Here is a 12,907-nt window from a genome sequence, read left to right as displayed (position 1 = left end):
TCAGCTATGCCTCATTCATGATGGTTATCCATCAGGCTGCGCTGTACCTGTGGATCACTCAGTTTTTGTAAAAACCATTGCAAGGCCTTGCCCTTATTCGCGCTGCGCCAGACGATGCGGTTATTGCCAGCTGGACGGTGGGTGCTGGTCTGTTTTTCGACCAGACTGCCCTGATCCAGATAAGGCTGAGCCAGCCGTCGCGGCAGATGGCCGCAGCCCAGTCCGGCCAGTTGCGCAGCCAGTTTAGCCTGCATCGATGGTACCGTCAGCGTATCCTGACCGCGCAGCACACCGGCTGACATACTGGGTAAGGTCAGACCGGTATCACCGACTACGACCGCGCGAAATGTCTGCAGGGTTTCTGGTGTCAGCGGTTCTGGCAAGCTGGCCAGCGGATGGGAAGGTGCGACGGCAAACACCCAGTCCAGATTCCCCAACAGACGGCTTTGAAACTCAGCCTGGGTACGGAAGGCATCCGGCCCCTCGTAGGCGGCGCCGATGGCCAGATCGGCACGTCCGGTGACCATGGTTTCCCATACGCCGGACAATACTTCCTGACTGATACGCAGGCGGGTGCCGCAACCCTGCTGTTCAAATTCCTGCAGTAAGGGGATCAGGTCTTCAAAGCGGATCACGCCATCGAGTACGATGCGGAATTCGGCTTCCCATCCTGAGGCGGTGCGCTTGACCCGGTTTTCCAGTTCCTGCGCCGCGTTCAGCAAGTGGCGGCCCTGCTGCAGCAATTCGGCACCGGCCTCGGTCAGTTGCGCCTTATGGCCGCGCCGGTCAAACAGCAGTACATCCAGATCTTCTTCCAGCTTGCGTATGCTGTAAGTGATCGCAGACGGCACCTTGTCGAGCGCCGCCGCAGCTGCGGCAAAGCTGCCTTTACGCGCAATCGCATCCAGTATTTGCAGTGCTTCCAGCGTCAGATTCATGCTTGTTCAAAAAATTTGAATAAAGTCGTTGAAATTTACACCTTATATCCGTTGATATCAATATGTATAGTGTGGTTTCTGACATCAAAATATTTGAACGGGGGCAGTATGCTTATTCGCAGAACATCAAAAGAACGTGGCTATGCAGAACATGGCTGGCTGAAGTCTTACCACAGCTTTTCCTTTGCCGAATATTACGATCCTCAGCACATGGGCTTTGGTCCGCTGCGCGTGATTAATGATGACTGGATCGCTCCCGGCATGGGCTTTGGTACCCATCCGCATCAGGATATGGAAATTATTACCTATGTGCTGGAAGGCGCGATTGCGCACAAAGACAGCATAGGCAATGGCAGCACTATCCGTCCCGGTAATGTGCAGTACATGAGTGCGGGTACCGGCGTGCGGCATTCCGAATTTAATCCGGATACAGCACACCACACGCGCTTGCTGCAAATCTGGATACAGCCCGATGCGCTGCGTCAGCCACCGCGCTATCAGGAACAGCAATTCAGCCGTGAAGAAAAGCTAGGCCGTCTGCGCGTGGTCGCGTCGCCGGATGGCGCCGATGGCTCGATTGCGATACGGCAGAACGCGAGCCTGTCGATAGGCTTGTTTGAAGCCGGTCACAGCCTGGAGCAGGCCATCACAGCAGGTCGCCTGGTGTATGTCCATCTGGCACGCGGCAGCCAGACTGTGAATGGTGTCAGCATGCAGGAAGGCGACGCGCTGATGTTGCAGGATGAAGCTATACTGAGTTTGTCTGAAGGTCAGGATGCCGAAGTGCTGGTATTTGATTTGCCACGTTAAGTTCAGGCGGCAGCGCCGCCTGTTTTATTTTCTCGTCGAAGGAGATACACATGAGTAAAGTAGCTATCGTTTTTCATTCCGGTTATGGCCACACCACCAAAGCAGCACAAGCCGTAGAAGCGGGTGCGGCAGCAGCAGGTGCACAGACTGAGCTGATACAGATCAGCGCTGAGGGCACGATCAGCGATGCACAGTGGGCCAGCCTGGCGGCTGCCGACGCGATCGTGTTCGGTTCACCGACCTATATGGGCACGGTATCCTGGCAGTTTAAAAAATTTGCCGATGCCAGTTCCAAACCATGGTTTACCCAGCAATGGAAAGACAAAATCGCAGCTGGTTTCACCAATTCCGCGACCATGAATGGCGACAAACTGTCGACCTTGCATACCTTGTTTACACTGGCGCAACAGCATTCCATGATCTGGGTTGGTACTGGCCTGATGCCTGCTAACAGCAAGGCAGCACAGCGCAATGACATCAATTTTGTCGGCAGCTTTGCCGGTCTGATGACCCAGTCTCCATCCGACGCGAGCCCGGAAGAAGGCCCGCTGCCGGGCGATCTGGAAACGGCGAAACTGTTTGGTCAGCGTATCGCTCAAGTGGCTCAGCGTTTCAATCAATAAGCTGACCTGATGAGCACCACCGCTGGCATGTTGTCAGTGGCGGCTTTTAGTTTGCGCGTACCAGTAGCACCTGAGGTGGTACTGGTAATTGCTGCATGAATTTTTCTACCGACTCCACACTCACAGTGTCGATCTGTCCCGCCATACGGCGTTCAAACGGATGGTCGTCGAAACTCACATTGGCACGGAACATACGCGCGCCCAGCCGTGTCATGCTGGATAGCCGCAAGTTCTGCGGCTGATAGCGCTGGGCTTTGAGCCAGTCCTGCGCCTGCTGCCGGGTTTGGATAGCCGGATCGCTGGCTGCAGCGAGCACTTCCAGTCCCCACTGATTCGAATTCTGATAGCGCGTTGCATAAGCGAAGGCCAGCATATTGTAGGATGCCTCGTGCAACTGCCGGGCATGACCGGATGTGATCTGTTCCGCCAAGGCGTTTTGCAGTGCCGCTGACGGTATCAGTAACAGGCTTTCGAAGCGGTGCATATCATCCAGAAAAAAATTGCCCAGTCCTTCGTGGTACAAGGCGGAGTTTGCCGTGCCACAGTCATTCAGCTCATGCATCACTGACCAGCGGCCATCGGGCAGTTTGCGGATGATGCCCAGATGGGAAAAACGCAGCTGATACGCTGACAAATCCTGACCCGCGCGTGCAATCAGCGCCACTTGTGCGCCGCTGGCCTCCAGCGTTTGCCTGACTTTTTCGGCAAACTCCAGCGCCTGCATGGTTTTGGCAGGATCGTAGGCAGGTGGCTCGCAAGGGCGGCCCGCATGGGCAGGCTGGCTCAGTAACATTAAACAGCTCAGCAAAGTCAGTAAGCTCAGCAAATTCCATGCGCTGAAACGACGCGGTCCTGCAAAGCTGACCGGCGGCTGCGGTGCAGTTACGTGCTTCATGTCAGCCTCCGCCTCAGGCGCGTTGATGGTGTAACAGAGCTTTGCCGATTTCATTCGGGATGAAGGCGATCGCCTTGCCGGAGGCGATCAGTAAGTATCCGGTGCTGACTGCACTCAGTTCCAGCACGCTGCCCGCCACCAGCGAGGTTTTTTCCAGCGCCTTGCCCGACAATTCGATGACCGTTGTGCTGGCCTGACCGGAAGCTTTAACCACCACAGATATGCCGTTTGCTGTGCCTTCCACTGCAGTGACGACTAACTTGCCAGAACCTGCGAGTGCTGATGCGCTGCCCAACACCACGACACCCATACCCAGCGAAATTGCTTCTGATCCTTTGGTTGAGCCGCAGGACAAACAGGGATCTGCCGCGTAAGCCATCGCACTGCTGCTCAGTAAGGCGGCCAGCAAGCTGTTCCGCATGAATAGGCGCAGCTTAGCTGCAGATGAGGAAATTGAAGTCGTTTGCATGATCTGTCTCCTGTTGTTTGGGGTAGGGACAGCATACCCGGTGCGTGCTTGCGTTCCAGCGCTGAATCCAGAGTCGCATGGCCTGTGTACAGAAGTAGCAGCTTGTGCGACCTTGCTCCAAAAAAATGGCTGCACCGCTGAGTCGCAGGTGCAGCCATTTTTTAGGCTAAGCACAGGGCAGTGCTTACCAGAGTTTGACGCGCTGTTCTGGTGGCAGGTACATCTTGTCGCCGGGTTTGACGTCGAATGAAGTATAGAAATCCGGATGGTTACGCAGGCTGCCGTTGACGCGGAATTCGCCTGGTGAATGCGGATCGGTCTTGATCAGCACCAGTGCCCGTGATTCACGTGCCTTGAAGCGGCGTGCCTGCGCCAGACCGAAGAACAGGCGCTGCTCAGCAGTCCATCCATCGATCACCGGTGCCGGTTTGCCACCCAGCGATAAATGATAGGCTTTGACCGCCATGATCAGACCGGCATTGTCAGCGATGTTTTCACCCAGAGTCAGCTGACCATTGAGGAAATTGCCGGGGACCGGTGCATAGCCATTGTATTGTTCGACCAGAATCTTGGTGCGTGCATTGAATTTTTCACGGTCTTCTTTAGTCCACCAGTCGCGCAGATTGCCATCACCATCGTATTGCGAGCCGGAGTCATCAAACGCATGGCTGATTTCATGGCCGATAGAAATGCCGAGTGCGCCGTAATTGAAGGCGTCTTCGGCATCAACATTGAATAGCGGCGCTTGCAGACGCGCTGCCGGGAATACGATTTCATTCATTTCCGGGCTGTAGTAGGCATTCACAGTTTGCGGTGTCATATGCCACACGCTGCGGTCTACCGGTTTGCCCAGACGCGCAAATTCACGTGCATGATCGGCCTGACGTATGCGCTTGAGATTACCGGTCAGATCATCCGGCAGTATGCGTATTGCGCTGTAGTCGCGCCATTGCTCAGGATAGCCCACCTTAACGCTGATTTTGCTGAGTTTGATCTGCGCCTGCTTCTTGGTTTCCGGGCTCATCCAATCCAGTTCCTCTATGCTGGCTTTGAATGCAGCGAGGAAGTTCGCCACCATTTTTTCTGTTCGGGCCTTGGTCTCTGGTGCGAAATAACGCTGCACATACAATTTGCCTACGGCCTCGCCCAGCATCTGATCGGTCAGTGCCACTGCACGTTTTTCTGCCGAACGGTTTTCTTTGATACCGCTCAGGAAGGTGCCGCGGAAGGCAAAGTTTTCATCGATAAAGGCTTGCGACAGATGCGGGCTGTAGGTGTTCAGTAATTGCCAGCGGAAGTAAGCCTTCCAGCTCGCGAGGCTGTGTTTGTTCAATACGGTTTGCAGACCACGCAGATAGCTGGGTTGTTGTACCAGCACTTGCTGCAGGCCAGCGCCTGCATGACTGGCTTTCAGATAGCTGCTCCAGTCTAAGGATGGCGTCAGTGCGCGCAGTTCAGCCAGGCTCAGCTTATTGTAGGTGCGCACAGGATCACGGTTTTCTACATTACTCCACTGGATCGCGGCCAGATCGGTTTCCAGCGCCAGGATTGCCTGCGCATGTGCGTCTGCCTCAGTGTCGCCAGACAGTTGCAGGATTTTGCTGACATGGCTCAGGTAACGGCTGCTGATTTCCTGATTGCGTGCCTCATCCTGCTTCAGATAATAATCGCGATTAGGCAAACCGAGTCCGGATTGGCCCAGCGTCAAAATATATTGTGTTGATAAACGGCTGTCTTGCTCTACGCTGGCATGGAAAGGCGTGGTCACGCCGATTTGCTGCAGATGAGCGATCAGTTTAGTGAGTTCGCGCAGGTTCTTTACCGCATCGATTTTTTTCAAATCCGCGGCTAAAGGACGCCAGCCTGACTGGTTGAGTTTATCCTGATTCACCACGCTGTTATACAAGTCGCCGATTTTTTGCAGATTGGCGTCGGTAGCAGCGGCACCGCTTTTACTCGCAGCGCTCAGTGCCGCTTGCTGGATCAGGCCGCGCAATTGGGTTTGCACCTCTTCACGCGCCTGGGTAAATGCGCCCCAGTCAGAACGGTCGGACGGGATCGCAGTATTCTTGAGCCAGCTGCCTTGCGCATGGCGGAAAAAGTCATCCTGCGGTCTGACGGCCGGATCGGACTGGCTGCGGTCTACGCCGGCGCCAGTTGCCGTTCCGGCTTTAGTCTGGGTCGTGCTTGCCACTGCGTGCTCATGCGCTTGACTGACGCCGGTTGACAGGCACATCAGACTGAGTGCCAGGGTAGTGAGTAACAAAGGTTTCATAGCAAGGAATAGAGTTAAGCGCTTGTCTGCTGCGATAAAAAAAGGCAACAGAAATTCAGCAGGAAAGTGGCCAGAAAAAACGGTGGACTATCAATCACCATCAGCAGACACCTTGTGTCTGCATAAAGTTCCCGATTTACTTACTTTTTTTGCAGCAAATCCAGAGCGGGATCTGGCGTTGTTTTATGTTTGGTGGCTATGGCCATCAGCATGAAAAAAAATTCATACCTGCGCTTACAGGTATGAGTTTTTTTTACGTCAAATCAGCACTAAGACGGCAGTGGATTCCGGCAGTGCACTGAACTGGGTTCAGGCCTGAGCCGGGGCATTTTCGTGGCGCGCTTTTTGGCAATGCGGGCAAGACACGCCAGCGATATACCAGGGGGATAATTGCTCACGGGGTGTGACCACGGCGCGGCAGGCAAAGCATTGTTTGGTGTCGGTCGCTTCCAGCTTAGGATTGAGCGCTGTGCGGTAATCGAATACGAAGCAGTCGCCGTGATAATGATCACCGCCGACTTCTTCAAAGTATTTCAGGATGCCGCCCTCGAGCTGGTACACGCTGTTGTAGCCCACATTCTGCATATGGATTGCCGCCTTCTCGCAGCGGATACCGCCGGTGCAGAAGGTCACGACAGTTTTGTCGTTCAGTTCATCGCGGTGTTCTTCTATGACTTGCGGGAATTCTGTGAACTTGGTGATGCGGTAGTCGATGGTGTTATCGAAGCTGCCTACATCGACTTCAAAATCATTGCGGGTATCAACCATCACAACCGGTTTGCCGTTATCGTCATGGCCCTGATCCAGCCAGCGTTTGAGGGTTTTGGCATCGACCGATGGTGCTCGGCCTTCTTCCGGCTTGATCAGCGGCATACGCATGGTGATGATTTCTGCTTTCAGCTTGACCAGCAATTTAGTGAAAGGCTGACGATCGGAAAAACTCTCTTTAGCGACCACATCGGCGAAACGCGGGTCTGCGTGCAGCCAGTCCATGTAGGCATCGATTTCATGACGCAAACCAGCCAGGAACATATTGATCCCTTCCGGCGTCAGCAAGACAGTGCCTTTCAGGTTCAGTTCATTGCATTTATCGATAAATTCCTGACGCTTTTCGGCAGTGTCATCGAAAGTGATAAATTTGTAAGCAGAGATATTGACGTAAGGCGTCTCTGGGGACAGGGTGGCAACAGGCATAATTAGGTGATATCGGAGACTAAATGAAGGATGACTCAGTCATACTGACTAAGTCTTTGATTTAGCAGCATTATAGTTGAAATCCCTGTTGCTGGCAGGGCTATCCGGGCTGCGCAGGCTGATGCCTCAGGCTTACTCGCTGCTGAGCAGCATGTCGATATGCGGTATGTCATCTTCCAGATACAGTTCCGACACCTGGATGAAGCCAAAACTGCCATAAAATTTTTCCAGATATGCCTGTGCGCCGATGCGGATGGCAGCTTGTGGATAGATCTCGCGCAGGGAGGTGATGCCGCGCGTGAGCAGTTCCCGGCCTATGCCACTGCCGCGCCAGCTGGTGCTGCTAAGCACGCGGCCCAGCGATGCTTCTGCAAAGCTAATCCCGGGCGGCACGATGCGCAGGTAAGCGGCCAGCTGTTGTTCTGCATCCCAGGCCACCAGATGGTGCGACAACGGGTCTTTATGATCGATGTCCTGATACACACAATTCTGTTCCACCACGAATACTGCATTCCGCGCTGCGTAAATCTGACGCAACTGATGTACGCTGAGTTGATCAAATGGCAGGCATTGCCAGTGTAAAGTAGCAGGCTGTTGGCTGGATGCGGATGGCTGATTCATACGATATTCGGTGTCCTGGGTAGTAGGGGCGTACTGGCTTACATCTGTCGGAACAGATGCGCATAGACGCGGCTGACGCTGAGTTTATCATCGCTGTCGCGCAGTTTTAGCGTGACTTTGCCAGATTCGTCGCGCTGCGCCAGGCTGACCTGACGGATATTGACCACGGTACTGCGATGGATTTGCCAGAACAGGCTGCTGTCCAGTTGCGGCAGCAATTCGCGCAGACTGCTGCGTATCAGCGAGGAATGCTCGCGCGTGACGACATTGATGTATTTGTCGGTCGCTTCGAAATACAGCACATCTTCTATCGCTATCATGCGTACATTATTTCCGACCGCAGCCCGTATCACGTGCAGTTTGTCAGCGCTGCCCGCGTTGCTACCGGTCTCTGCGCTGCTGGCAGCGTTGTTTGCGGGAAGCGCGGGCGTAGTCCGCCCGGCGCTTTGCTGCGCAGGCAGCAGATTGCGTAACTGGCCCAATACCCGTTCCAATTCATCACCGGCATTGTTCGCTGTTTTGCTTTGTAAGCGCGCCTGCAGCCTTTGTATGGTTTTTTGCAGACGTTCTTCGCTGACCGGCTTCAACACATAGTCTGAAGCGGAATGCTCAAATGCCTGCACCGCGTATTCATCATAGGCGGTCACATACACGATCAGCGGAAAGGCGTGCTGCTCCGGCCATTCTTCAGCCAGCTCCTGTGCCACATCCAGCCCGGTTTTACCCGGCATTTTGATATCGAGGAACAGGATATCCGGCTGCGCTTCCAAGGCCAGTTGTACCGCTTGCACTCCGTTTTCTGCGAGCCCGCAAATCTCAAGTTCTGGCCACAGTTTATTCAGCATACGCTGCAGTGTCAGTGCGAGTATCGGTTCATCTTCGGCGATGATGGCGCGTGTTGGCTGGCTCATAGTTATGCTTGTGTTTGTGCTTGAGTGGGTAAGGGGAGAGTGATGACAGCTAAGGTACCTTCCGGTGTATTCGGACCTAAGCGGAATGCGGCTTCCGGGCCGAAAATGGCCTGCAAGCGTTCACGGATATTGATGTTGCCCAGTCCGTGACCATCGGCCGCACTGGCGTTGCGTTCTGCATAGTCAAACGCCAGCCCCAAACCCGTATCGGCAACCCGCAATTCCAGTTTGTCTGCGTGCCGCGCTGCGCTGATGTGCAGGTAGCCGCCTTCGAGCTTGGGTTCCAGTCCATGTTTGATCGCATTTTCGGCCAGCGGTTGCAGCAGCATAGGCGGGATAGACAACTGCGCCAGTTCTGCAGGTAAATCCAGCTGGTACTGTAAGCGTTTCCCCATGCGTATAGCGAGCAAATCCAGATAGGCGCGCAACAGGCTGAATTCGTTTTGCAAAGTGGTGCTTTCTGCGCGTGAGGCTCTCAGCGTGGCACGCAGATAGGTAATCAGCTGGGCCAGCATGTGCTGGGCACGTTCAGGATCGATGGCGATCAGTCCCTGCAGATTGGCCAGGGTGTTGAACAGCATATGCGGTTCAATCTGGGCTTGCAGCACCTGCAATTGCGCTTGCACCGCTTGTCGTTCTATCGCGGCAGAACGTGCTTTCTCAGCTTCGGCGGCGGCGGTCAGTTCGGTAATCCTGATCCGGTTCCACAGCGACCAGGCGGCCACGGTGCTTACGATGCCACTCAGTATCACAAAACCCTGCACATAGCGCCACTGCATGGCGAGTACATTTTGCACCGGATAGCCGTACAGGAAAGCCGCCAGCAGGGTGCCGCAAAAAAAACCTATCGGGGCAAGCAGGATGCAGGTCAGATAAAACGCCAGAGTTTGCGGATTTTGATTCGGCCAGATCAGAATTCTGGCGGCGCGTATCAGCACATAGCAGCAAAATCCTATGCAGTTAGAGAACACCCAGTTTTCCAACAAGCTGCTGTTATGTCGCATCACATACGTCACCAGCACGGTACAGATGACATTGATGATCAGGATGAAAGGCAGTTCGCGCAGGATTTTTATTGCCGATGCACCTGAGACGGCAGTGCGTACCTGCTGCCAGTAAGTGGTGTTTGGTTGGTCGGGGGTAGTCATAGTCTGCGCCGGTTCAAAGTGAGCTGCGATGGATAGCAGCGTAGTGTAGGTGCCCGCTGCTGCCTGTGCCATGGACTTGCGACCAAAGGCAGCAGGCGTTCGCGAAGCTATCAGATAGCGGCGCAAAATGCGGAGCCTGATTGCAAGCTGGTTAAATCACTTTCTGTGCACGCAGCTCAGCGATGCGCTCTGCGTCATAGTTCAGGAGATCGCTCAGTATTTGCTCAGTATGCTGCCCCAGCAGCGGCGGCGCGTTGCGATAGCTGACCGGTGTGGCGGACAGCTTCATCGGACTGGCGACCAGTGGCGCGCTGCCAGCACTGGGGTGGGGCAGGCTGATCTGCATCTGGCGCGCCTTCACCTGAGGATCCTCAAACACTTCATTGAGGCGGTTGATCGGACCACAAGGGACGCCAGCCTGTTCCAGCAACGTGATCCATTCCTGTTTGGTTTTCAGCCTGACCATCTCCGCCAGCAGCGGTATCAGTTGCTCACGATGTTGTACCCGCGCCGGATTGCTGCTGAAGCGCGCATCGTCAGCGAGTTCGGGACGGCCACCAATTTGCACAAATTTTTTATACTGACTGTCATTGCCTGCCGCGACGATGATGTGTCCATCTGAGGTGGCGAAGGTTTGGTAGGGCACAATATTCGCATGCGCATTACCCCAGCGCTGAGGCGCGACGCCGGTGGTCAGGTAATTCATATTCATATTGGCCAGCATCGCCACCTGTACATCGAGTAAGGCCATGTCGATATACTGGCCTTCGCCAGTCCGGTCACGGTGACTGAGTGCTGCCATCACCGCGATGGTGGCATACATGCCGGTCATCAGATCGGCAATCGCAACACCGGCTTTTTGTGGTCCGCCACCGGGCAGATCATCGCGCTCACCGGTCAGCGACATGAAACCGCCCATGCCCTGCACAATGAAGTCATAGCCAGCACGCGCTGCGTACGGGCCTTCCTGACCAAAACCTGTGATGGAACAATAGATCAGATCCGGTTTGATCTGTTTCAGTGAGGCGTAATCCAATCCGTATTTGGCGAGCTGACCGACTTTGTAATTTTCCAGCACCACGTCAGATTGTGCTGCCAGCTCACGGATAATTTGCTGACCTTCCACCGTTGCGATATCGACTGTGATGGCGAGCTTGCCGCGATTGGCGGTCAGATAGTAAGCAGCTTCGGAGGTGTTTGTTCCATCTTCATCACGCAGATAAGGCGGGCCCCAGCTACGCGTATCATCGCCTACGCCGGGTCGTTCGACTTTAATCACTTCCGCCCCTAAATCGGCCAGATTCTGGGCGCACCACGGGCCCGCCAAAACACGGGTCAGATCAAGTACACGTAAATGTCCTAATGCTGTTTTTGTTGATGTTGTTGCTGTCTCCGTACTCATCCTGGTTTATCCTGTTATGAATTATTTTCGTTATTGTATTGGGACTGCTGTAAAACTGTCGCTGCGACGCGATGGCTGCGATGGCTGCGCTGGATTGACGGTTCTCACAGTTCAGACCCGTTTATATACTGTGATCAGCGTGGCCTGCTTTGTTTCACGCAAACGCGCTTATCCCCCATATTGCTGCAGATGAAGGAAAGAAAATACCATGTGGCCTTATCCTAAAGTGTTAGCGCATCGCGGTGCAGGTAAGCTGGCGCCGGAAAATACCCTGGCCGCCTTGCGTTGCGGTCTGGCACTGGGTTTTCATGCGGTTGAGTTTGACGTGATGTTATCAAAGGATAGCGTTCCTGTGCTGATGCATGATCCCGAATTTGGGCGCACTGTGGCGGGAAGTGGACTGGTTGCCGGGACGAATGCAGCAGATTTACAGAAAATGGACGCTGGCAGCTGGTTTGATGCCCGCTTCGGCGGCGAGCCGGTTCCGAGTTATGAGCAAGTCATCCGTTTTTGCCGCGAGCAGCAGATCTGGATGAATACCGAGATCAAACCCAGCCCCGGCCATGAAGAAGCGACCGGATGCATCGTTGCCGCGCTGAGCGCCGCTTGCTTTGCGGACGTAGTGAGCAGCGATCCTGCGCGCCTGCCCTTGCTCTCATCTTTTTCGATGACTGCATTGCGTGCTGCCAAACGCGCGGCACCACAAATCCCGCGCGCCTTGCTGCTGGATGGCCCGCATCCTGACTGGAAGTCCATGCTGCAAGAGCTGAGCGCAGTTGCTCTGCATGTGAACCACAAACACCTGAGCAAGGAATGGGCGGCACAGGTGAAAAATGCGGGCTACGGCTTGTTCTGCTATACGGTCAATGAACCAGAACGCGCACACGAACTGCTGCGCTGGGGTGTGGATGCATTTTGCACTGATTATCCGGACCGGATTCCTGCGGACTTCTAACCGCAACCTGCGCCAGGCTGGCCGGGCGATTTTCCATAACATGATGTGCACTGTCCGCGGCTGGCATTTTTCATCCGGATACAGTGTGCGAAGTCTGCTACGCCTTGTTACACGCACATACAAAGCCATGTCAGCGGCGAATCAGGCTGCCCGTTATACAGCTAAGAATATCAGCGACACAGTCATCACGCTGCATTCCCAGATCGCAGCTCAATACTTTATTGAGCTTTATCTCAAACGACCAAGACAGGAGTCACAATGAACGCACATCCATTTGCCATGCTGGCCCTAATCAGCCTGTTTGCCGCACCGGCTTTTGCACAAAACACCAATACCCCGAACATCGATCAGCGTCAGGTGCGTCAGGAAAAGCGCATTGCACAAGGCGTCAGCAGCGGTGAGCTGACGGCTAAAGAAAGTGCGCACTTGGAAAAACGTGAAGCGAAAATCGAAGCCGACAAGCAAGCAGCAAAAGCCGATGGTGTCGTGACTAAGCAGGAACGCGCCAAACTCAGACATGAAGAAGATGTTGCCAGCCGTCGAATAGAACAGAAAAAGCATAATGCACGCAAGGTGACGCCCTGATACGCTGCTCCGCCAGAAAGCTCAAAGAAAAACCGGCTTAGCGCTGGTTTTTCTGTTTTTACTTTCTGCTTTAGGGCCTGT

Annotated in this window: 14 protein-coding genes; 5 read left to right on the top strand and 9 right to left on the bottom strand. The window is 54.4% G+C overall.

Annotation, left to right across the window (positions count from 1 at the left end; all coding sequences use genetic code 11):
- Nucleotides 1-11: 11 nt before the first annotated feature.
- A complete protein-coding gene (locus EYB48_RS15705) occupies nt 12-938 on the bottom strand; it encodes a LysR family transcriptional regulator (RefSeq protein WP_162021326.1) in 927 nt (308 codons plus the stop codon).
- A gap of 108 nt (nt 939-1,046) precedes the next feature.
- Between EYB48_RS15705 and EYB48_RS15700 the strand changes: the two genes are divergently transcribed.
- Together EYB48_RS15700 and EYB48_RS15695 are read left to right on the top strand one after the other, a co-directional pair.
- Complete coding sequence (locus EYB48_RS15700) at nt 1,047-1,748, top strand: pirin family protein (protein ID WP_162021325.1); 702 nt, start codon at nt 1,047-1,049, stop codon at nt 1,746-1,748.
- 50 nt (nt 1,749-1,798) lie between these two features.
- Nucleotides 1,799-2,371 carry a flavodoxin family protein gene (locus EYB48_RS15695; RefSeq protein ID WP_162021324.1) on the top strand — a complete coding sequence of 191 codons (573 nt, stop codon included), beginning with the start codon at nt 1,799-1,801 and terminating at the stop codon, nt 2,369-2,371.
- Between the two features lie 46 nt (nt 2,372-2,417).
- Here EYB48_RS15695 and EYB48_RS15690 read toward each other — a convergent pair whose 3' ends face one another.
- From EYB48_RS15690 to EYB48_RS15680, 3 genes are all read right to left on the bottom strand, one after another.
- Nucleotides 2,418-3,266, bottom strand: a complete 849-nt coding sequence (locus EYB48_RS15690) for a DUF2145 domain-containing protein (protein WP_162021323.1) — start codon at nt 3,264-3,266, stop codon at nt 2,418-2,420.
- A gap of 13 nt (nt 3,267-3,279) precedes the next feature.
- On the bottom strand, nt 3,280-3,735 hold the full coding sequence (locus EYB48_RS15685; RefSeq protein ID WP_162021322.1) for a hypothetical protein: 456 nt from the start codon (nt 3,733-3,735) through the stop codon (nt 3,280-3,282).
- 184 nt (nt 3,736-3,919) lie between these two features.
- Entirely contained in the window at nt 3,920-6,010 is a 2,091-nt protein-coding gene (locus EYB48_RS15680; RefSeq protein WP_162021321.1) for a M13 family metallopeptidase, read from the bottom strand.
- A gap of 22 nt (nt 6,011-6,032) precedes the next feature.
- Here EYB48_RS15680 and EYB48_RS15675 point away from each other — a divergent pair, with 22 nt between their 5' ends.
- Entirely contained in the window at nt 6,033-6,224 is a 192-nt protein-coding gene (locus EYB48_RS15675; RefSeq protein ID WP_235935196.1) for a hypothetical protein, read from the top strand.
- A 95-nt stretch (nt 6,225-6,319) separates the two neighbouring features.
- Here EYB48_RS15675 and EYB48_RS15670 read toward each other — a convergent pair whose 3' ends face one another.
- The 5 genes from EYB48_RS15670 to EYB48_RS15650 all read right to left on the bottom strand — a co-directional run bounded on the left by EYB48_RS15670 (nt 6,320) and on the right by EYB48_RS15650 (nt 11,286).
- Entirely contained in the window at nt 6,320-7,204 is an 885-nt protein-coding gene (locus EYB48_RS15670) for a sulfurtransferase (protein WP_162021320.1), read from the bottom strand.
- A 132-nt stretch (nt 7,205-7,336) separates the two neighbouring features.
- A complete protein-coding gene (locus EYB48_RS15665; RefSeq protein ID WP_162021319.1) occupies nt 7,337-7,825 on the bottom strand; it encodes a GNAT family N-acetyltransferase in 489 nt (162 codons plus the stop codon).
- Nucleotides 7,826-7,863: 38 nt separating this feature from the next.
- Nucleotides 7,864-8,736, bottom strand: coding sequence for a LytR/AlgR family response regulator transcription factor (locus EYB48_RS15660; protein WP_162021318.1), 873 nt, complete (start codon nt 8,734-8,736; stop codon nt 7,864-7,866).
- A 2-nt stretch (nt 8,737-8,738) separates the two neighbouring features.
- Nucleotides 8,739-9,956, bottom strand: coding sequence for a sensor histidine kinase (locus tag EYB48_RS15655; protein WP_162021317.1), 1,218 nt, complete (start codon nt 9,954-9,956; stop codon nt 8,739-8,741).
- A gap of 79 nt (nt 9,957-10,035) precedes the next feature.
- On the bottom strand, nt 10,036-11,286 hold the full coding sequence (locus EYB48_RS15650) for a CaiB/BaiF CoA transferase family protein (RefSeq protein ID WP_162021316.1): 1,251 nt from the start codon (nt 11,284-11,286) through the stop codon (nt 10,036-10,038).
- A 208-nt stretch (nt 11,287-11,494) separates the two neighbouring features.
- Here EYB48_RS15650 and ugpQ point away from each other — a divergent pair, with 208 nt between their 5' ends.
- Nucleotides 11,495-12,241 carry a glycerophosphodiester phosphodiesterase gene (gene ugpQ, locus EYB48_RS15645; protein WP_162021315.1) on the top strand — a complete coding sequence of 249 codons (747 nt, stop codon included), beginning with the start codon at nt 11,495-11,497 and terminating at the stop codon, nt 12,239-12,241.
- A gap of 258 nt (nt 12,242-12,499) precedes the next feature.
- Nucleotides 12,500-12,826: a hypothetical protein gene (locus tag EYB48_RS15640; RefSeq protein WP_202927807.1), complete on the top strand. Its 327-nt coding sequence runs from the start codon at nt 12,500-12,502 to the stop codon at nt 12,824-12,826.
- Nucleotides 12,827-12,907: the final 81 nt, after the last annotated feature.

This window comes from Cognatundibacterium crateris (assembly GCF_010078235.1).
Taxonomy (GTDB): domain Bacteria; phylum Pseudomonadota; class Gammaproteobacteria; order Burkholderiales; family Burkholderiaceae_D; genus Undibacterium; species Undibacterium crateris.
The sequence above is the reverse complement of the archived record's forward strand: the minus strand, read 5'-3'. Positions and strand labels throughout refer to the sequence as shown.